19 protein-coding genes are annotated in these 20,628 nt (G+C 43.3%); 14 read left to right on the top strand and 5 right to left on the bottom strand.

Annotation, left to right across the window (positions count from 1 at the left end; translation table 11 throughout):
* The first annotated feature begins 251 nt into the window (after positions 1-251).
* Positions 252-2,888, top strand: coding sequence for a hybrid sensor histidine kinase/response regulator (locus R7P74_RS13685; protein WP_318122915.1), 2,637 nt, complete (start codon positions 252-254; stop codon positions 2,886-2,888).
* A 74-nt stretch (positions 2,889-2,962) separates the two neighbouring features.
* On the opposite strand, the gene R7P74_RS13680 is transcribed toward R7P74_RS13685, so the two are convergent.
* Together R7P74_RS13680 and R7P74_RS13675 are read right to left on the bottom strand one after the other, a co-directional pair.
* Entirely contained in the window at positions 2,963-4,300 is a 1,338-nt protein-coding gene (locus R7P74_RS13680; protein WP_262635583.1) for an MATE family efflux transporter, read from the bottom strand.
* Positions 4,301-4,421: 121 nt separating this feature from the next.
* Positions 4,422-4,736 carry a DUF496 family protein gene (locus tag R7P74_RS13675; protein WP_005373603.1) on the bottom strand — a complete coding sequence of 105 codons (315 nt, stop codon included), beginning with the start codon at positions 4,734-4,736 and terminating at the stop codon, positions 4,422-4,424.
* A 220-nt stretch (positions 4,737-4,956) separates the two neighbouring features.
* Between R7P74_RS13675 and R7P74_RS13670 the strand changes: the two genes are divergently transcribed.
* The 8 genes from R7P74_RS13670 (at position 4,957) to R7P74_RS13635 (ending at position 13,210) form a co-directional block, all read left to right on the top strand.
* Complete coding sequence (locus tag R7P74_RS13670; protein WP_005385630.1) at positions 4,957-5,181, top strand: hypothetical protein; 225 nt, start codon at positions 4,957-4,959, stop codon at positions 5,179-5,181.
* Positions 5,182-5,346: 165 nt separating this feature from the next.
* Entirely contained in the window at positions 5,347-5,997 is a 651-nt protein-coding gene (locus R7P74_RS13665; RefSeq protein WP_005373594.1) for a YceH family protein, read from the top strand.
* On the top strand, positions 5,994-6,311 hold the full coding sequence (locus R7P74_RS13660; RefSeq protein WP_005373593.1) for a GIY-YIG nuclease family protein: 318 nt from the start codon (positions 5,994-5,996) through the stop codon (positions 6,309-6,311). Before R7P74_RS13665 ends, R7P74_RS13660 begins: the two co-directional genes overlap by 4 nt.
* 330 nt (positions 6,312-6,641) lie before the next feature.
* Entirely contained in the window at positions 6,642-7,739 is a 1,098-nt protein-coding gene (locus R7P74_RS13655; RefSeq protein WP_005385634.1) for an autoinducer 2-binding periplasmic protein LuxP, read from the top strand.
* The gene (gene luxQ / locus R7P74_RS13650; protein ID WP_225474103.1) at positions 7,739-10,315 is read left to right on the top strand and encodes a quorum-sensing autoinducer 2 sensor kinase/phosphatase LuxQ; all 2,577 of its coding nucleotides are present in this window, start codon (positions 7,739-7,741) and stop codon (positions 10,313-10,315) included. Before R7P74_RS13655 ends, luxQ begins: the two co-directional genes overlap by 1 nt.
* 295 nt (positions 10,316-10,610) lie before the next feature.
* The gene (slyA, locus tag R7P74_RS13645; RefSeq protein WP_017635177.1) at positions 10,611-11,066 is read left to right on the top strand and encodes a transcriptional regulator SlyA; all 456 of its coding nucleotides are present in this window, start codon (positions 10,611-10,613) and stop codon (positions 11,064-11,066) included.
* Between the two features lie 35 nt (positions 11,067-11,101).
* Positions 11,102-12,160, top strand: a complete 1,059-nt coding sequence (locus R7P74_RS13640) for an HlyD family secretion protein (protein WP_005373588.1) — start codon at positions 11,102-11,104, stop codon at positions 12,158-12,160.
* Positions 12,161-12,172: 12 nt separating this feature from the next.
* Complete coding sequence (locus tag R7P74_RS13635) at positions 12,173-13,210, top strand: DUF2955 domain-containing protein (protein ID WP_225474102.1); 1,038 nt, start codon at positions 12,173-12,175, stop codon at positions 13,208-13,210.
* 2 nt (positions 13,211-13,212) lie between these two features.
* Here R7P74_RS13635 and R7P74_RS13630 read toward each other — a convergent pair whose 3' ends face one another.
* Complete coding sequence (locus R7P74_RS13630) at positions 13,213-13,875, bottom strand: flagellar brake protein (protein ID WP_064369362.1); 663 nt, start codon at positions 13,873-13,875, stop codon at positions 13,213-13,215.
* A gap of 94 nt (positions 13,876-13,969) precedes the next feature.
* A complete protein-coding gene (locus R7P74_RS13625; protein WP_053307237.1) occupies positions 13,970-14,896 on the bottom strand; it encodes a DMT family transporter in 927 nt (308 codons plus the stop codon).
* A 148-nt stretch (positions 14,897-15,044) separates the two neighbouring features.
* On the opposite strand from R7P74_RS13625, the gene R7P74_RS13620 reads away from it, so the two are divergent.
* Both R7P74_RS13620 and R7P74_RS13615 read left to right on the top strand, forming a co-directional pair.
* Complete coding sequence (locus tag R7P74_RS13620) at positions 15,045-15,500, top strand: Lrp/AsnC family transcriptional regulator (RefSeq protein WP_005373581.1); 456 nt, start codon at positions 15,045-15,047, stop codon at positions 15,498-15,500.
* Positions 15,501-15,505: 5 nt separating this feature from the next.
* A complete protein-coding gene (locus tag R7P74_RS13615) occupies positions 15,506-16,129 on the top strand; it encodes a class I SAM-dependent methyltransferase (protein ID WP_054576117.1) in 624 nt (207 codons plus the stop codon).
* A 526-nt stretch (positions 16,130-16,655) separates the two neighbouring features.
* Here R7P74_RS13615 and R7P74_RS13605 read toward each other — a convergent pair.
* A complete protein-coding gene (locus tag R7P74_RS13605) occupies positions 16,656-17,204 on the bottom strand; it encodes a hypothetical protein (protein WP_017635183.1) in 549 nt (182 codons plus the stop codon).
* 103 nt (positions 17,205-17,307) lie between these two features.
* Between R7P74_RS13605 and R7P74_RS13600 the strand changes: the two genes are divergently transcribed.
* The 3 genes from R7P74_RS13600 to secD all read left to right on the top strand — a co-directional run bounded on the left by R7P74_RS13600 (position 17,308) and on the right by secD (position 20,627).
* Positions 17,308-17,976: an SH3 domain-containing protein gene (locus tag R7P74_RS13600; RefSeq protein WP_138940091.1), complete on the top strand. Its 669-nt coding sequence runs from the start codon at positions 17,308-17,310 to the stop codon at positions 17,974-17,976.
* A gap of 168 nt (positions 17,977-18,144) precedes the next feature.
* Positions 18,145-18,624 carry a hypothetical protein gene (locus R7P74_RS13595; protein WP_005373572.1) on the top strand — a complete coding sequence of 160 codons (480 nt, stop codon included), beginning with the start codon at positions 18,145-18,147 and terminating at the stop codon, positions 18,622-18,624.
* A 164-nt stretch (positions 18,625-18,788) separates the two neighbouring features.
* The gene (secD, locus tag R7P74_RS13590; protein ID WP_318122914.1) at positions 18,789-20,627 is read left to right on the top strand and encodes a protein translocase subunit SecD; all 1,839 of its coding nucleotides are present in this window, start codon (positions 18,789-18,791) and stop codon (positions 20,625-20,627) included.
* Position 20,628: the final 1 nt, after the last annotated feature.

Raw genomic sequence — 20,628 nt, 5'->3', positions numbered from 1 at the left:
AGATGATTTCCTGAAAAGTGATGCGACTCTTAGCTGTGAGTGAAACTTTATTGTTTGCATCCAACTTTAAGATCAAAAAATATGACTTGAATCACAATTGCCACTTCATTAGCCGATGATAAAACACTCACAATAACCATAATCTAGGTAGGTGAATGTTGTTTGAAAGTAACAATGTCGTATATGCCTTTCAATGCAAGAAACTAGTCTAATATTAAATAAACGGATGAAATCAACCATTAGGCTGATGGATGTTGAGATTATCAATAAAAACACGCTTAGCACTCCTCGCACTATTACCCGCTGTGGTAATAGTGGTGTTTGCAGTTCAGCAGTTTTCTGATAATGCGTTGCGCGTGAGCCGTCTCAATCAAACGGTTAGCAATATTCAAGGTTTCCAATTGATATCCAAGGCCTCCCACTTTATTTACTCCATAGAGAAAGTACGCCGACAGCCTGATCTTCAAGTCTCTGCAGCCATTAATATTGAAGAACAAGGTGAAGTTATTTCTTCTTTGCATCAAAAGTTTGTGAGTAACCCTAATACTGCTGAGTATGCTGATGAACTGAAAGAAGCCATGCTGGGGGTATTGTCAGGTAGATTGAGTGAGATGGACGACCTGGGTGATTGGGCATTTCAACAGCTCCAAAATATGTCGCGCTCTTTGTTGCAAAATCATCAATGGTATGGCAGTGACGATGGCATTCGCATGCAAAATTGTATTGCCTACCTTGCTCAGCTCTCTTTTTGGACACAGAAAGAAGCTTGGCTGACGAACCGTTTAGTCCAAGACCCTAAGAGTCGGCTAAGTCAAAGTATGTTTTATCAGGCGATTGACAGACAGCAGCAAAATTTGGATGCGTTTTTAAACTTAGGTGGGTCATACGAGCAAGTGGATAAATTGCTTGGCTTGTTTACTTCGCCGAGATATCAGAGAAACTTGGCGTCTCGCGGACAATTAATGTCAGGAGACATGTCACAAAGTGACTACGCCGCGTATTTAAAAGAACTCGATTTTCGTGTGCAGCGCTTACAAGTGCTCATTGATGGGTTCACCAAACAAACTGAGCAGTCGCTTCTCACGCAGGTTCATGAACAAAAGGCCAATATAGCGATGATCAGTTTTGGCGTCGCCTTAGTGGTTATCCTGCTTTGTTGGCTCGGATTTAGTACTTGGTTCCGAGTTAACAGCAAACTCGATGCGATCATTCATACTTTAAACGCGTTGATCAACTCCGAAGAGAAGCAAACAAAAGTCAAAGTTGATGGAAGTGATGAACTGACCATTTTTGCTCAGCAAGTGAATCGAGTGGTTGAAGAAATGCAGAGACAAACTGAAGAAATACTGCATGCAAAAGAGTCAGCAGTGTCGGCTAATCGTGCAAAATCTGTGTTTCTTGCCAACATGTCACATGAAATACGCACGCCCCTTAACGGGATCATGGGCATGACAGAAATACTCTCTCAAAGTGAGTTGTCTTCGCATCAACAAGAAGTTGTTGATGACATTGACTCATCATCTCAAACGCTGCTTACTTTACTTAACGATATATTGGATCTCTCTAAAATCGAGTCTGGACGATTGGAGCTGTCACTAGTAGAAGCGGATATCCGAGAAGTCGTGTATCAGTCGATGATTTTATTCCAATCCAAAGCAACATCTAAACAGCTAAAGTTAGGTATTAATTTAGCTGAAAATATCCCCATTCGCGTGATGGTCGATGATCATCGTGTCAAACAGGTAGTTACGAATCTGGTATCGAATGCGGTTAAGTTTACCGAAAGTGGGCATGTATGCGTTGATGTTAGTTATGAAGAGTTACCTGAGAAAGAACGTGGAGTGCTGACGTTTAAAGTAGAAGATACCGGAATAGGCATTGATCAAGATAAGTTAACCACGATTTTTGAACCCTTTACTCAGGAAGATGAAGGAGTGTCGAGGCAATTTGGCGGCACAGGGTTGGGTTTGGCAATTTGTTGTCAGCTTGTGTCGATGATGGGGGGCAAGCTCGTAGCAACATCTACAAAAGGAGTGGGCACATGCTTTGAATTCTCGATTGAGGTTGAAGCAATTCCGGTGTTTGGCTGGCGTTCTGAGGTGATTAATAAAGGGCTTTTGATCTGCTCAAATTACGACTACGCCGACCAAGTATTAAAAGAGTGTCGCTTAGCGAAAATCAATCTCTTTGGTGTTAATAATGTGAATGAAGTGCAAGCGATAAATGATGACTTTGATGTCATATTTCTGTGCCACAGTAACGACGCTAATACCGATGAAATCTTGGATAATCTATCATTTAATTACGATCTTCGCCGTGTGATTATTTGCCAGCATCATTTATCCACTCCCTACGAAAATGCAGAAAAAGTACATGCCGTACTCACATTACCTTTCCTTGGCAATCGATTTAAGCATGTCATTGATGATTTAGCTAAGGTTGAAAAGACTATATCAAGTGACAATGTCACCAATAATGTTGTCAGCTCTGAATATCGAGCGTCGCGCTCTCATCGGAGGATCTTAATTGCGGAGGATAACTTGATGAACCAGAAAATAGCGAGTTTCTTTCTGGATAAAGCAGGTTATGACTATTTGATAACAAGCAACGGTCAAGAAGCGTTAGAAGCCATCACAAAGGGAGAAGAATTCGATGCAATTTTAATGGACTGCATGATGCCCGTGATGGATGGACTGACCGCGACGAAAGAAATTCGTCGTTGGGAAAAGAAAGCAGGACGTGAAAAAACGATGATTATCGCACTCACTGCAAGTGTTTTGGAAGAAGACATCCACAACTGTTTTGCGGCAGGCATGGATGCTTATTTACCTAAGCCGTATAAATCGAACCAGTTGTTTGAGCTCTTTAGTGAATTAAAACTCGCCTAGCTAACATTTCAACTTAGACAAGGTGTCAAAACGATTAAGCCCCATTTCAGGGGCTTAGTTCTGATTATTCATCGTTACGCGTTGGCTTGAGCGCCTGCGAGTTTGCGTATGGTTTGGCGATAGGTTAGGTATGCGGAAACACCAGCTAACAGGTTGCCGATACAAGCGCCTAAGAGTAAACCTCGGATTCCATCCATTTGAGCGCCAACCCACAAGCACGGTAGGAAAAAGACAAACAAGCGCAGCGCTGAAATAGTGAGCGCGGTGTAAGATTTGCCTAATGCATTACAAAGAGAAACCATTAGCATACAAACCCCTAATGAACCCAAACTGATCGGCACTATCAGTAAATGCATTTCCAAGACTTGCTCCACTTGCACATCACTTGTCATCAATAATGCGAGTGGGTTTGCGACGGCAAATGTAATGGCAGCAATCAAAAGTTGGAAACCTAGAATGAATTTTACGGCAATACTGACGAGCCTTTGGATATCTTCATAGTTCTTTGCTCCAAGTAAGCGTCCAACCATTGGAGGCATAGACATTGTCAGCGCCAAGACCGAAACGATAGCAAAGAACTCATAGCGTGAACCAAGTGCCCAAGCGGCGACTGCTGCGGTTCCAAAGCTTGCCAATAATTTTGTTGCTAGCATGGAGGACAACGGTGGCAGCAGTTGGCTAATCATCGCAGGACCCATAATGTTACCGATAGATGCAACACTTTTGGCTACGTTAAGATCTTGCCATTGTGTCGTTGCCCAGCGATTCTTTTTCACGCGAGGAGCGACGACTAAAATACCAAACCCAAAAGCGACGATGGTTGCTATTGCCGCTCCGTTAATACCCAAGTCAAACGTGAAAATAAATAGCGGGTCGAGCACAAGGTTCACGCCGCTGGTTATCATCATCATTGTGCCAGGTAACATTGTATTGCCATTAGCTCGGCAGATACTGTAATAAAAATACAAAACCGCACCAGTCCATGAGCTTAATAACCACCAAGGCCAGTAACTGTCGATTATCGGCATAACAGATTCTGGAGCGCTTAATAGAGCTAAAATGGGGTAGCGCAAAAGCCAAATTAGCCCGCCAAAAATAGCGACACCAATTGAGCCGATCATCAATACCAATCCGCCAAGTTGTTTGGCATACCGACTTTCATTCGCCCCAAGAGCTTTAGAAATGACCGCTGTCGTTGCGATCCCTAAACCAACTTGAATACCGATAATGACCATTTGCAAAGGCAGAGTGAAACCTTGAGCGGCTAACGGTAAAACGCCGAGCTGACCGATAAACGCGCTATCCACAAGCTGAAAGCTCATTAAAGACAGAACGCCAAATAGCATTGGCCAGGTCATCGTAAATAATTGTTTTGCAAGCGTTGGTTGTGTACTTGTCGTAGTTGAAGACATAGAAAGCTGAATGCGTTAGGAATAAGAGTTAGATTGATTGTACACGGCGGTTAGTTTAGAGACAAAAATAAACCCCGAGGAAGATATTCTTGCTCGGGGTTCGAAAATCTAGCTTACGCGTTTATTTTTTGCCGCTAGTTTGCTTGTCTTCTTCAGTCAGCTCACGAATGCGACGGCTGATGTCGCGACGTGCTTTAGAGATCTCAGCGCTTTTAATGATGTGGTCATCAACACGATCTTCATAGTCTGCTTTCATATTTTTGATGATTGCGACGATTTCATCGTGAGTCATTTCTGGTTTGATGTAGTCTAGAAGGTTTTCTAGAAGATCAACACGTTTGCGGTTATCACGAACTTTCTTCTCGTTATCAAGAAGCTCACGTTTTAGTTTGTTTTTACGACGAGCTTGGTTAACGATTTCAAATACGCTACTCATAGTTCTCTTTCCTAATTTTATGAATATCTTCCTCGATTAAAGCACAACATCCAGTGGCATAACAGTCTTTAGATCAATAGCAATGCAGAGTTGAACATTTCTCAACCAATTGCGCTGTGTCCATATAATCGTGCTGCTTTCTTCGAGTTTTGGCCAACATTGTAGAATCCATCGATTCATTGTCATAACGTGGCCTTCACTATATTATCAACACCATTGAATGCAAAATGATGAACTTGATATGGACTCTGGTAACACTGCGGAGCAAGTAAATAGTCAAGATAATGAGCAAGTCACTCGCTCTGTGGCTGAAAAGTTAAAAACGGCGTATATCAACGCTCGCGAGCAACTCGAAATCATCGAAGTTGAGCTTAATCGTTCAAAAATAATGATGGTCGACCAAGATGGCAATTTGACGAGAGTGCCGATTCTCTCGGAGCATTGATACCTGACCCTATTCGTAAGGGGTGTCAGGTCTTACGCTATGCTTTAGCCTGACACCAACATCTGAACCGCTAACGCTTCTTACACTGCTGTGTGAATTTATGGAGTATGATTTCGAAGCGATTTAGGTACAAAGTCAAATGCAAAAATAATAAGGAAATGCATTATGAAAGTTGAGCTAACGGCAATTGAAGCACGAGTTATTGGTTGCTTGATCGAAAAAGAAGTCACTACCCCAGATCTTTACCCCCTCAGCCTAAACGCATTAACCAACGCGTGTAATCAAAAAAGCAACCGTGATCCCGTGATGTCACTCTCTGAGTCAGACGTTCTCGATGCCGTTGATGCTCTTATTGAGCGCAGGCTCGTCAGTGACGAAAGTGCGTTCAACAGCCGCGTCAGCAAGTATCAACACCGTTTCTGTAATACGGAATTTGGTGATTTAAAGCTGACAGAGCAGGAGAAGGGCATTGTATGCTGTATGCTTTTGCGCGGTGCTCAAACACCTGGGGAAATTCGTACTCGTACTAATCGTCTCGCGACATTTCATGATGTAAAAGAAGTGGAAACGGTCCTTGAGCATTTAGCAAGCGAAGAGAAAGGACCATTAGTGGTCAAATTACCACGTGAGGCTGGTAAGCGGGAGTCGCGTTATATGCATTTGTTCTGTGGTGATGTTGATGCGTCCGAACTTGCAGCGCCTGTGTCTGCTGCAAGCTCGAGCTCCGATCGAGTAAGTCAGCTAGAGCTCGAAGTCGCTCAGCTGAAAGAAGAGCTGGATGAATTAAAAGCTAAGGTTGAGTCACTGCTTTCATGATGGAAAATACAACGCAGCGTTGGAGTGTCTACCTGATACGAAATAACCGCAACGCGTTGTATTGTGGTGTTACCAATGATGTTGAACGAAGATTCAATCAGCACCAAACCGGAAAAGGAGCGAAAGCTTTGAAGGGAAAAGGCCCTTTGGTATTGGAATGGTCATCGGATTTTGACTCAAAGACGCTTGCCATGCGAGCAGAGTACTATATTAAGCAACTAACTAAAGCGAAAAAAGAGCTGCTCGTTATGTCAAAAGCAAATATTGTCGTCGACGAACATCAACAAATGATGTTAGAGATAGTGGCACTCTGATAAGCCCTTGCTACGCAAAGATACACGGAAACCGCCTATGTCACATTGGCGGTTTCTTTTTGTTTTTGGAGTACCATGTAGGAATAAACTGACGCATAATGGGCTGGTGTTCTGTTTAAAGGTCCTGAATATGAAAAGCGCGAAATGTCTCTACGTTATCGAGACAAAGGAAGCGACTCAATGTACTTTATTTGTATCCACTCAGACCAAGAACCAATTTACTATTGAAACAGGCACTAAGAGGAAGGTAGATTACAAGAGTATAGGATGACTCGGCTAGGTAATGAATAGAGCTGAATTAGGCTCATAAAAAAGCTAAAAGAGCAGTAGATGAAAAAAGCGTTAGTATTCTCCCTGATTTCAATGGCCGCTTTTGCGCCGAATGTGCAGGCCACCCAAGTTCTTAATGGGTATTGGGCATATCAAGAGTTTTTAGACCAGTTTCCACAACAGAAGCAGTTAACTAGTGCGTTGGCTGAAGTGGTAAGAGAAACCCCTGTACCCGTAGCAAAAGACAAAAAGCGTCCACTGAAAATTTCTGTTGTTTATCCAGGGCAGCAGATCTCTGATTATTGGATTCGAAACATCGATGCGTTTGAAAAACGCCTAGATAAGCTTGATATCGACTATCAACTAAATCAAGTGTTTACTCGTCCTAATGCAGATATAAAGCAGCAAAGTTTGTCTTTAATGGAGGCGCTGAAAAGCAACTCCGATTACTTGATCTTTACTCTAGATACCACAAGACATCGTAAGTTTGTTGAGCATGTCTTAGATTCAAAGAAAACCAAGTTAATTTTACAAAATATCACCACACCTGTTAGGGATTGGGAACATCATCAGCCGTTTCTTTATGTTGGTTTCGACCACGCAGAAGGAAGTCGTGAATTGGCCGTTGAGTTTGGCAAGCGTTTCCCTAAACATAGCCACTATAGTGTTCTCTACTTCTCAGAGGGCTACATTAGTGACATCAGAGGCAACACTTTTATCAACCAAGTGAACCGCGATAATCAATTTGAACTACAATCTGCTTACTACACCAAAGCAACAAAGCAATCTGGGTATGAAGCTGCAAAAGCCAGTTTGGAGAAGTATCCGGACGTTGACTTCATTTACGCGTGTTCTACCGATGTAGCATTAGGTGCTGTTGACGCTCTTAAAGAGTTAGGTCGTGATGATGTCATGATCAATGGTTGGGGCGGCGGTTCAGCAGAGTTAGAGGCGCTTTCTAAAGGGGAGTTAGACGTTACCGTTATGCGTATGAACGATGATACAGGTATTGCAATGGCTGAGGCCATTAAGTGGGATTTAGAAGGAAAGCCAGTTCCCACCGTTTACTCTGGTGATTTTGAAGTCGTTACCAAATCGGACTCTCCAGAAAGAATTGAAGCATTAAGAAAACGTGCATTTAGATACTCAGATAATTGATGACAACTACATCAAAAACAAGAAAGCGTCGCTCACTGTCGACGCTTATTACCAAAATAATTATTCTCGTACTTGCTCCGATCATTCTAGGCATCTTTGTTCAGAGTTATTACTTCTCGAAGCAGATTATTTGGCAGGAAGTCGACCGAACCAAGCAGCAGACCTCTGCCCTGATCCTGAACATTTTTGATAGCCATTTTGCAGCGATTCAGATTCATCACAACAGCAATTCGAAAAGTGATGTTGTATTGGATTTTTATACAGAACGTGATGAAGAGGCACTCAATTACTTTTTCATGAGTATTGACCAGAGTGATCCTTCCCATACACCGGAGTTTCGTTTCCTAACCGATCATCAAGGTATTATTTGGGACGATGGCAACGCGCATTTCTATGGCATCAACAACCTGATACTTAGCCGACTTGCCAGTCAAGTGACCTTTAGCAACAACTGGTATTATCTACCCTCACAGACCCCGATGGGAACTCGCCATCTGTTACTTCGTCGCGTACCCGTTTTACAACCTAAAACCGGTGAAGTGATGGGGTACTCTTACAATGTTGTTGTTTTAGATAATAACTTTGGGTTGATGGAAAGGTTAAAAAATGAAGGCAACGTCGACAATGTTGTGTTGGTCGCTAACAACACACCATTGGCAAGTTCATTAGTAGGAGATGAGGCTTATCAAATATTTGACGTACTCAAACGACGAGAGTCCCAGCACAAGCTTGACCAATTATTGATCATCAAAACCCCTATTGAGGTAAATGCCGCCGAGACTGACTTGTGCTTGCTTACTGTGCAAGACAATCAGAGCGTGGTGACATTGCAAATCCAACACCTGCTAGCAATGCTAGCCTCAGTTATCGGTATGGTCATGATTGCGCTAATGACTAAAGAATGGATCGAGAATCGTGTAGTTGAAGAGTTAGGATCCCTGATGGCATATACCCGCTCGGCTCGTGAAGAAAAAGGATTTGAGCGTTTTGAGGGGTCAGATATTGAGGAATTCGATCATATTGGTTCGACACTAGAAAACACTTTTGAAGAGCTTGAAGCACAAAAGCGCTCTTTCCGCGACCTGTTTAACTTTGCGTTATCTCCTATTATGGTGTGGTCTGAATCGGGTGTGCTTGTCCAAATCAATCCGGCAGCACGCAAAGAGTTAGTCATGGAAAACGATATTGAAACCATGCACCCAGTGTTCAAAGGTTTCAAAGAAAAGTTGATGCCACACCTTCGCATGGCGGCTCAGGGAGCTACGTTGACAGGCGTTAATGTGCCAATTGGAGACAAAGTATATCGCTGGAACTTATCGCCGATTCGAGTTGATGGAGATATTAGCGGTATTATTGTTCAAGGTCAGGATATAACCACGCTAATTGAGGCGGAAAAACAGAGTAACTTGGCGCGCAAAGAAGCAGAGAAATCTGCTCAAGCCCGTGCCGACTTTCTGGCTAAAATGAGCCATGAGATCCGAACGCCAATCAATGGAATTTTAGGGGTTGCTCAATTGCTAAAAGACTCTGTGGAAACAGAAGAGCAGAATAACCAAATTGACGTACTTCGACATAGTGGTGAGCACTTACTTGCTGTTTTGAATGATATTTTGGACTTTTCGAAGATTGAGCAGGGTAAGTTTAATATCCAAAAGCACCCGTTTTCTTTCACTGATACAATTCGAACGTTAGAAAACATTTATCGTCCTATTTGTGAAAGTAAAGGCGTCAACCTTGTCATTGAAAACAAAATAGATCCCAATGTTGAAATCTTTACTGACCAAGTTCGTCTGAACCAAATTTTATTCAACCTAGTCAGTAATTCTGTGAAGTTTACGCCCTCGGGTAGCGTGCGCTTGCATGCTGAACTTGAGCAGTTCTATGGCGCTGACAATAGTGTGCTGGTCGTGGAAATTACGGATACAGGTATCGGCATCGAGTCTGACAAACTCGACCAAATGTTCGAACCTTTTGTTCAAGAAGAAGCAACAACGACTCGAGAATACGGTGGCAGTGGCTTAGGGCTGACCATTGTGAAGAGCCTCGTCGACATGCTGGAAGGTGATGTTCAAGTCCGCAGTCAGAAAGGTTTAGGAACGACTTTTGTCATTACAATGCCAGTGAAAGATCGTGAGCGAGTACTCACCCCTCTTGATTCGAGTTTGCGAGTTAAGCCAGATGAACTATTTGCAGAGAGTCTCAAAGTGTTGTTGGTAGAGGATAACCATACTAACGCATTCATTCTAAAAGCGTTTTGTAACAAGTACAAAATGCAGGTTGATTGGGCGAAAGATGGGTTAGAAGCAATGGAATTCTTAAAAGATCATACTTACGATTTGATACTGATGGACAACCAGCTTCCGCATCTTGGTGGAATTGAAACGACCAAAGAGATCCGACAAAAGCTAAAACTAGGCACGCCAATTTATGCGTGTACTGCTGACACCGCGAAAGAAACCAGTGACGCCTTTATGGAATCGGGTGCGAATTACGTGCTTCTCAAGCCGATTAAAGAAAATGCGCTCCATGAAGCATTTGTGGATTTTAAGCAGCGGTTCTTAGTTGAGCGAACATGAATCATTGGCTCACTACGGGATAACCCAATTATTCATTATCTGAAAAGCACAACATCATGACAGTGGGTTGTGCTTTTTTGTATCTGACCCTTTTACTCTTATACAAATCAGACTTTATTGGTCTCGACGTTTGTTGTGTACATCGCTGCATTTCAAATTCAAACATAGTGTTGTGTTACTTAGATTTCTCCCCCTTCACTGACACACCTAACGTGATTTCAATCACAAAAAAATATTTACTTAGCGTGCTAACTATTTTATATTACTTAGCACGCTAAGTAATTGAGTAGATCTTATGATTCAAGACATCAACAGTTTGCGAGACCTTTCTCTGGCTGAAAAATTATCTCGTGTTGCTCGTTTGTGGAAAATGGTTGCAGATCGCGAGTTAGAGCCTTTAAACCTAACGTATCCGCGTTGGACTGCGTTATGGAAGCTTTATCGAATGGGTGACAACATCAGTCAGAAGCATTTGGCTGAAGCGCTTGAGATCGAGTTAGCGTCGTTGATGCGAACATTAAAATTATTAGAAGAGCAATCTCTGATCGTTCGCCATTGCTGTGAACACGATAAGCGAGCACGTATTGTTAGCCTCACAGAAGAGGGGAAAACCCTACTAAAGCAAATGGAGGCTCGAATTCTTCAAGTTCGAAGCAAGCTCCTAACGGACATCAACGACCAGGAACTTCAGCAGCTTTCATTGATTCTTGATCAGATTGCTCACAATGCGCTTGATTCACTTAGCGAATAAGTCAGAAAACCGAATTAAAAGAGAAGTAAACGCCTATGACTCCAGATCAAAAATTCGCACGTTGGATCAAATATTCTTGCGTCGCGTTTGTCCTTGTCTTTGCCTATTTTCTAGTTGCAGATCTCGCCATGCCGTTGACGCCTCAGGCAATGGCAACGCGTGTGGTAACTAAAGTGGCCCCCCGTGTGAGTGGGCAGATTACACATCTTTATGTTGCCAACAACCAAGAAATAAGCCAAGGCGATCTACTATTTCAGATTGATCCCCAGCCTTATCAGCTTGCCGTAGAAAAGGCTCAACTTAACCTTGAGCGTGTGATTCAAAACAACGAACAACTTGATGCTTCTATTGCTGCGGCAAAAGCAGACGTTGAAGCGAGTAAAATCGTGGCGGAACAAAAAGTTCGCGAAGCAAAACGTCTTAATACCCTGTTTCACCGTAATGGTACTTCGCAACAGCAGCGTGATGACGCACAGAGCAGTGCAACGGCAGCTAAAGCGAACTTACTGGCCGCACGTGCTCGTTTAAAAGAGTTGGAAGTAAACCGCGGTGATTTAGGCGCGACGAACGTGAATATCCGCGTGGCGCAAAACCAGCTAAAACAAGCGGAACTTAATCTGTCTTACACTCAAGTCTCGGCGGAACATGATGGCGTTGTCGCTAACTTGCAGCTGGAGACGGGGGCCTATGCGGCAGCTGGTACACCTCTTGTCGCTTTAGTCTCCGATGACGTGGATATCATTGCCGACTTTCGTGAAAAGAGTTTACGACACTTTAATCAGAACAGCCGTGCGTTAGTGGCTTTTGATAGCTTGCCTGGTGATGTATTTGAAGCTCGTATTACGAGTGTGGATGCCGGGGTCAGCTCGGGTCAGTTCGATGCGGATGGTCGCTTAGCAACACCAACTGACTCAAACCGTTGGGTGAGAGACGCGCAGCGCTTACGTTTACATTTAGCTATCGATGAGCCTCAGCAGCGTGCATTTCCAGCAGGGGCACGAGCAACCGTGCAGTTGTTGCCAGAAAACGCATTATCTGGCTGGTTAGCGAGATGCCAGATCCAATTCTTGAGTCTTCTTCATTATATTTATTAACGAGGAGGCGATATGAAGTTATGGGACCACCCCATGTCGGAAAACGACTTCCGTCAGTGTTTGCGCATTGCAACTGGTGCGACTATTGGTTTCACTTTATGTAAAGTATTTGGTTGGAACTATGGCGTATTCTTTACTGTAACCCCGATGCTGTTACTTGGAATGGTGCCAGTCATGAGTCTACATGCCGCACGACAACTGGTTTTTTCAGCGGTTGTGTGTGGATTAGAAGTTGGTGTTCTTGGTGGGTTATTTGGTGGGCATCCTGGCATGATGACAATCATTGCATTCGGGTTGTTCCTGTATAAATTCGCCTGTATGTCAAAAGGGAGCTTATTCTTATTTGGAGCGAACAGCGTACTGAGCTTAAGCATCATGCTGCATTTTGCGAGTTATCCAACCACTGACTTAAATGACCTAATATTTAGCAATCTGCAAGCGAATGTTATTTCAGTGATCGTTGCTTATGTGGTGACATTTTTGATTCCCGATGCGGAACCTCGTCAGCCACCAGCGAAACCGTCGCAGCCTAAACAGAGTCATCGCATGCGTCATGAAGCCCTTATGGGGGCGAGTATCGCTACAATGTCTTTCCTTGTATTCCAGCTATTTGACCTCAGTGACTCTATGTCTGCTCAGGCGACAACCTTGCTTTTATTGTTTCCTATGCATTGGAACGGTGCTTTAGGGTATGCGCGAAAAAGAGCAATGGGAACCTTGATGGGGGTGACCTTTGGTATCGTCGGACAACTTGTATTATACGATTGGTCGGATACCTTATTGTTTATCGTCCCATTGCTTTGGATTGGGGCTATGATGTTCAGCTATATGCACGTGAAAGAGTCTAGCGGTTCGGGAGCCGGATTTGGCGGCTTAACCACATTAGGCATTTTGTTCGGCCAATATCTTACTCCGGATGGTGACTTAATGTTCAGTGCGCTGTATCGCGTGAGCAGTATTTTGTTTGCTATTGTTGCGACGCTGCTTGTGACCTATACGGTTCACAGAATACTCAACAGCTTTGAGGCGACGCGCTTTAGCGAGCAGTAAGTTCAGACGTTACTGGTTAGAAAGGATTGCTCCAGTAACTCTGTTTTTAGTTCGTGAGTCATCGCAATGGGACTGGCAAACTTAATTCCAACTACCCATCCCTTCACCAATTTCTTAATGTTGGCAATGACACATCGATTTTCTTCTCCGATATAGTGGCTTAACGGGCATTCGATGGTAACACTCTCACCCACGTTGAATTCGGGCTCAATCAAGGTTGATATACCAACACCTGCTAGAGAGAAATCGATAAGGCTACCGTCGTAGACATTCCCTGCATGAATAACGTTACAGTCCATTTGCAACTTGTAACGCTCATGTTCCCGAACTGGTTTGGTTGCAAATGTTCCTGGAATGCGGATAAACAAAAGGGGGGATGGTCGAACGGTCGTCGTCAGCACGCTGGACTTAAACGCAATGACATGGCCTAACTCCGTATCTGATACTCCACGCACGATGACATCGGCGTTGGGGAGTTTCCTCATCACTTGCTCTTCAAGCAAACGCATTGGTATATCAAGAATCAAATAAGCATTTTCTTTCATCCCAAGATAGGTGGTGGAATACGTATATTGATCCTTAGGCCCAAATTCGAAATTAGTAGAAAGTTTCATTCCCGGTTTGAGAAACCTATGCAGTTCATCTTTAGTATGAGTGGCTGGCATCACATTGGCATTTTAATTTTTAGTTAAGCTGAGGCTATCAAAACGCCATTTTGTTATTCAAGATAGTAAGGCATAAGTTTTTGTAAAATCATCGCTATCTGTGAAGTGGTGGGCGATAAGTTTGGTTCATTCCACCTTTCATAAAGATTTGGCTTGCCACAATACTGCCGCATGTGACCAACATCAGCGCTAACCAAGTGAGAGAATCTGGTTGTTCACCAAAAATTGGAACGGCAAGAAGTGTCGCGACGACTGGAGTTAATGAACCAAAAGCTGCGCTGGCTTCGGCACCGATGATCCTAATTGCATAAATGAAAGTGAAAGAAGCGATTAAACCTGCGCCAACACCTTGTAGCATCGCGTGGCCAAATAACTCCTCCCATGGCCACTGGCTGAACGGTGTTACCACCAAATAACTGTCTACCCACCCGAAACCAACGGCGATGATGAGCAGAGCCAAAGACGCAATTGCAACGAATCCTGCACAAACGTGTGCATTAAGATTGGCGACACGAGCGCTGATGGTGAAAGCAGCCCACATGATGCTGCCAGTTAGAAACAGGATATGCCCTTGTAATTGAGACCAGTTGTACTCTGCGCCGCTATTAGAAAGAAGGAATACGAAAATCCCTAACAACACCGTAGAAAGCCCTATTAAGCGGTGAGCACTCAGCGACTGTTGATAACAAAGTACCGCGATAGCAGAAACAAACAATGGCAAAGTGCCAGGTACTAATGCACTGCCGTGCGCCACGGGAGCGAAATGCATAGCCGTTCCGACGACCAGAAGATAGGGAAGGCCGCTTCCAACCACAACACCAACCAGGTAGCGTTTAGGCACGACGCGCAGCGACTGTTTATGCTTAATCACAAATGGTAATAAAATTATACTTGGGATTAGAAAGCGAACTAACGCGATATCGGCTGGCTGCAAGGCAGAAATTGCGCCCCCTTTTAAAGAAATAAAGAAACCAGACCAAAGTAGTAAGGTCGTTAATATAGCTGCGTATCCCAAGATCATTATCGACATGTCCATTTGTAAATGATGTGTTAATTGTTGAATAAAACTCTTGCCAAAGGGAGGCAAAGTTTGACGTAATTAGGCTTGATGTTGGTGATAAATTGCGTATAAGTGTTAATTGTTGGTGATTAAAGGCACGGAAGAATAAATGGATAAAATTGACAGGCAACTTATCAACCTAATGCAGAAGGATGCCACTCTGACAACGGCAGAACTTGCTGACCAAGTAGGGCTATCGGCATCACCTTGTGCAAGACGCATTAAGCGTTTGGAGCAGGAAGGTGTAATAAGTGGTTATCGAGCTATTGTGTCCAGAGACACTGTAGGCATCGCGATGACTGTATTTGTTGAAGTGAGTTTAAATAACCACCAAGCTTCTTCGATTGATGAGTTTGAACATGCCGTTGTTGAGATGGATGAAGTGATCTCATGCCATGTCGTATCAGGGGCCTATGATTACCTGTTAGAGGTGGTCAGTAAAGATCTCGCTGGTTATGAAACATTTACTAGAAAGTTACAGCGATTAGAAAATGTGAAAGATATTCATACCCACCTGGCGATTAGACAAGTGAAAGGAAATGGCAGTTTGCCGATTTATGCATAAGAAAGATGAAATTTTTCGATAGACTTAAGATTGCCCACTATCATCGAAAGCGATATAGACAGTTTGGTAAAGACAGAGCCCGAACTCTGGGATGGGCAGATAAGTATAGTCAGATCAGCCGTTTTGAGGCGTTGTGCCGAGGGTTAACGTTAGACGGTTCAAGTATTTTAGATATTGGGTGCGGCTACGGAGACTTGTTAGCGTTTATCGAACTTACGGGGGGGCTTCCTCAAAGCTATATTGGCATTGATCAGCAAAAACAGTTTATCTCTGAAGCCAGAAAACGAGATTTTCGTACGCAAAGTAAGTTTATATGTGGCGACTTTTCAACGTTGGTATTGCCTCGTTGCGACTTTGTTTTTGCTTCCGGATCATTGAACTATCAATCCACCAACCCAAATCATACCATTGAAATGATTGATAAAATGTACCGAGCGACAGAGAAAGGTTGTGTGTTTAACTTGTTGGATGAATCCAAACTACCCAGCATGAAAATGTTAGCGTCGCACAATAAAGAAGGTGTCTTTCGCTATTGTCGGTTGCTGTGTCCGAATACACGATTGATTGAGGGGTACTCCGAGCACGACTTTACGATTGCCATGATCAAAAAAGCGAAGTCCGTTTCCTGACTCCGCGTTATAAATTCTTAAGCCTTATTGGTTTTTGTATTGTGAGATTTCACAGTTACCTGTGTATCTATCAACCTTGAATGAGAACGCGGCTGAATGGTATTCCCTCCCATCACTCCATATTGTTTCTCCGAAGATTTTACACAGATCCAAATCACTGATTGAACCGAACTCTTTTACGTGCCTAACTACTGACAAAAACTTGGCTTTGGTAGCATTAGGACATTCCCTGTTACTTAATCGATTGATAACCATGTTTGTAGCATCATCTCCAGCCAAATGTGACTTTTTATTAAATTTTATTAATGGCTAAACTAACCAAAAAATGTCCATAAGTAAAGCATTAATGTGACGTATGTCTCTATAAATTGATTGTCTTGGTCATGGTTTAGTCAAGTTTGTCAAAGGGAACAATCCCATTATTTACATTTGATATCATTCACGACTAAGGAAAGATAAAAAGCACGAATAACGTCCAATATTGGAGTGAAAAACCAACATCGTCTATTCAAAACTGGCTCTGTTTTTACTTCGAAACATCTTGAGCGTATTGAAGCGCTCGAGCTTCTTTATCATAGACTTGTGACAGAGTTTGATATTGTGAAGAGAGGCGCTTGTAATCTTCAGCAAGTTCCAAAGCGTTGGTGTTATACCATTCCGCAGTTATTTGATTGGCTGTTTTGTTTGACTCGCGGCACTTCTGGGCCAGTATCTCCCACCCATTTGCTGACCATTGGGATTGTGTGCTCAATTTAAGCAGCTGATTCGCTTTAGTTGTGAGCTCTTCTTTGTATTGAATCGATGCTTTTAATTGCGCTTTGAACACATTTTGGTTCGACTTGGCACGCCAAAGTAGCACGAGCTCATGCAGTGAAAAGGTTTCGGACAATAACTGACGCTGTTTATGTTCGGTCAAAAGTGTATTGAATACCTCAACATGCTGATTGTAATTGGACTCTAAACGATTGAATTGGGTAAGATTGTCATTCCACGACGATGGGTTACATTGAATATTGGCGTGCCCCGTTATCGGGAACAGAAGAAATAGTAGTATCCAATTGAGTCTGTTGATCATTATTGCTCGCGTTAGTTGACCTGCTCTTTTGAGTATATACCCAAATTTCTACGACATGCGTGCTGCTGGTGGGATAAGAATAAAGAATGAAAAGGAAAAGGGCATGAAGAAAATTCTCGTCGCATTGATTGTCATGCTGTTGCTCGGCGGAGCGGGGGCTGGATACTATTTCTTCTTTATGCAGAAAGATGAACCTGAAGCACCAAAGACTACACAAGTCGAGCAATCGTCACTGCAAAAAGAAACATCCAAACCGATTCTGGATTTAGAAGCCGTTCCCCCGGAAGTTACCGAGTACTACGTTATTGAGCGTCGTGTCAATGTTTACAACAAGCCTAACCCTAATGCTTTAGTTGTCGATACGCTCTATAAGGGAGAAAAAGTATCGGTGTTAGAAAAAGTAGATGGGTGGTACCGAATCTCCGGCTATCTTGTCTATGAAGAGGGTGGAGAAGAAAAAGCCGAATGGTTGAATGCTGAAGGGTTATCTGATGCAGAGCCAGTTATTAAAGAGCAAGAGCGCTTAGAGATATTGGATGAATACCTACAGAAGTCGGATGATTTAAAAGTTCACTTGGATATTTTCCGTAAGAAAACACAGCAATTGTTAGACGATGAAACCTGTGATCCGAGTGATTTTGAGGAGCTCGGAGGCTGGGTTCGTTCTGTGACGTTCAAAAAGCGCAACGTTTACTTCATCTATTGTGGCGGTTTGGAGCAAGAGAACAAGATCTACTTAGATGTTGATAAGGGCGATATTTTTTATCGATAACTCACCACCAATTACACTAGTTTTCTAAAGACGTTTTGATAAATGCAATAACGATGCAAACCTGAAATCAGAGATTTATAACTTTTTAGTTGTGAACCATAATCAATAGGAATACTATCAACGAGTCAAGTGACCTAACTTGGCTCTTTGTGTTTTTAGTGAGTTCCTATGCCTTGGATTTACCTAAGAAAGTTGATTTTGCTGCTATTTGCAATGGTATTGCTACCAGTGCATGTATCTGCTGCGCAAATCGACCACAAGGCTCACGTACCGCACTTTTCTAAGCTACAACCTTTTGTAGCCGTAAGTGTATCGCCAAACTCTTCCGTCGATTTTTCTGAAGTTTCAGAAGAAAGCTCTCAATCTCCAGTATCTGAAGGCCATGCAAGTCTCGATTCCGTTGCTTTGTTTAACTCTCAGCGTTGGACGTCTTACTTACGGGAAGGGCTTGATGACGAGCACGTAGATTTTGTCGGCGATCTCACTACTCCGTTTTACGCTGATGCGGGTTACGCATACAGCTTGATGGACATTAACTGGCGTCACAACCAGTCCACATTTTATCATTTCACAAGCGATCATCGCATTTCTGGTTGGAAAGAGACCAATGCCATGTACGTCGCACTCAATAGTCAGTTTTCTGCCTAAACACCATTTATTTGCACCATTGTGCACTCTTAACACGACGATTGTATTCGACAGGACGTGAGCGTTCTGAGCATTTCATACCCTGAATTTATTCTGGGAGCATCTGTCGTGTGTTAAGCCTTGTTATTAAAAGCTTCACTTCATCGTGAAGGGATGATGTTTACATGAAAAAAACACCAAAGCAGCAAAAGAACAGAAAGCTGATGAATCACTACTCAGCTTGGAAATATGTAGTATTAATCACGACGGTCATTATTTTAACCCTAAGTGCTATACCAACTTGGTTTGGCGAACAGCCTTCTATCCAGTTGACGTTTTCGGAGCAAAACAACAGTGAAATGTCGGTTGTTCATCTGAATCAACTGCTAAAAACCAACCATATTTCAGCCGACAAAATCATCGAAAAAGACGGCAAAACAACCATTGTATTCGATGGTGAAGATGCGCAAAGTAAAGCTCGTGCGTTGTTAAACAAAGAGCTAAATAAAGACGACAGCATCACTTTCTCATACGTATCGGTTGCGCCAGAATGGTTGAATGAGATGGGCTTTAGCCCAATTAAGCTCGGTCTTGACCTTCGTGGTGGCGTTCAGTTCTTGTTGAATGTTGATGTGAATAAAGCGTTTGAAGAACAACGTGATGCATTGATTGATGAAATCAAAGCGAACCTACGTGATCAACGTGTTCGTGGTGTGCAAGTTCGAGCAGAAAGCGGCAACCGAATTACGGTAAACAGTGACAGCGAGCAAGCATTGTCGGAAGTGAACAAGTTCTTGCGTCAAAATTACCCGGGCTGGATTTCAAAAAGTTCATCTCGTGGCTTTGTGCTTGAACCGAGTGAACAAAATATCCAAGAATTTCAATCGTCGACTCTTCAACAAAACCTGAAGATCATGCGTGGTCGTATTGAAGAACTTGGTATCACAGAAGCACTAGTGCAACGCCAAGGTAAAGAGAGCATTCGAATTGAGCTCCCTGGTGTACAAGATCCTGCTCAAGCGAAAAACGTTATTGGTGCAACAGCAAGCTTGGCGTTTTATGAAGTGAAAGATGCGAGCCAAGCACACAGCAGCCAAGATCTTGTTCTTCAAGATAATGATGGTCGTACTGTGATTTTGTCAAAACGACCAGTTCTAACGGGCGAGCACATCGTGAACGCTCGTGCTGGTGTCGACAAAATGGGCATGTCAGAAGTCAATATTTCTCTTGACCACGCTGGTGGTAAGAAAATGAGTGACTTCTCAGCAACTCACATCGGCAAGCCAATGGCGACCGTTTACCGTGAATACAAAACAAACGATCGCGGTGTAACTGAGCGTAGTGAGCGCGTTATCAGCGTCGCGACTATTCAATCTCAGCTTGGTAGCCAGTTCCGTATTACTGGGGCAGGTAGCATGGACGATGCGCAGCAGTTGGCGCTATTGCTTCGCGCGGGGTCACTGACCGCGCCGGTTACTATTGTGGAAGAGCGAACAATCGGTGCTTCTCTGGGTGCAGAAAACATTGAAAACGGTTTTACAGCACTGGCTTTAGGTATGGGACTAACACTGACCTTTATGGCACTTTGGTACCGCCGCTTAGGTTGGGTAGCGAACGTGGCGCTTTGCGCCAACATGCTTTGTTTGCTTGGCTTAATCGCCTTGTTACCAGGAGCGGTTCTAACGCTTCCGGGTATTGCCGGTTTAGTGTTAACCGTCGGTATGGCAGTAGACACCAACGTTATTATCTTTGAACGTATTAAGGACAAAATGCGTGAAGGCCGCAGCTTCGCTCAAGCGATTGATCTTGGCTTTGACAGCGCATTCTCGACCATCCTTGATGCCAACATTACTACCATGATCACCGCCGTGATTTTGTACGCCATCGGTAATGGCCCAATCCAAGGCTTTGCCTTAACACTCGGATTAGGTTTGTTAACCAGTATGTTTACAGGCGTATTTGCCTCTCGAGCAATGATCAATTTAATTTGGGGCCGCGATGCCCGTCGTGATGTGAGGGTTTAAT

The organism is Vibrio sp. 2033 (assembly GCF_033339735.1).
Note: the sequence above shows the minus strand (reverse complement) of the source record. Positions and strands in the feature narration are given on the sequence as shown.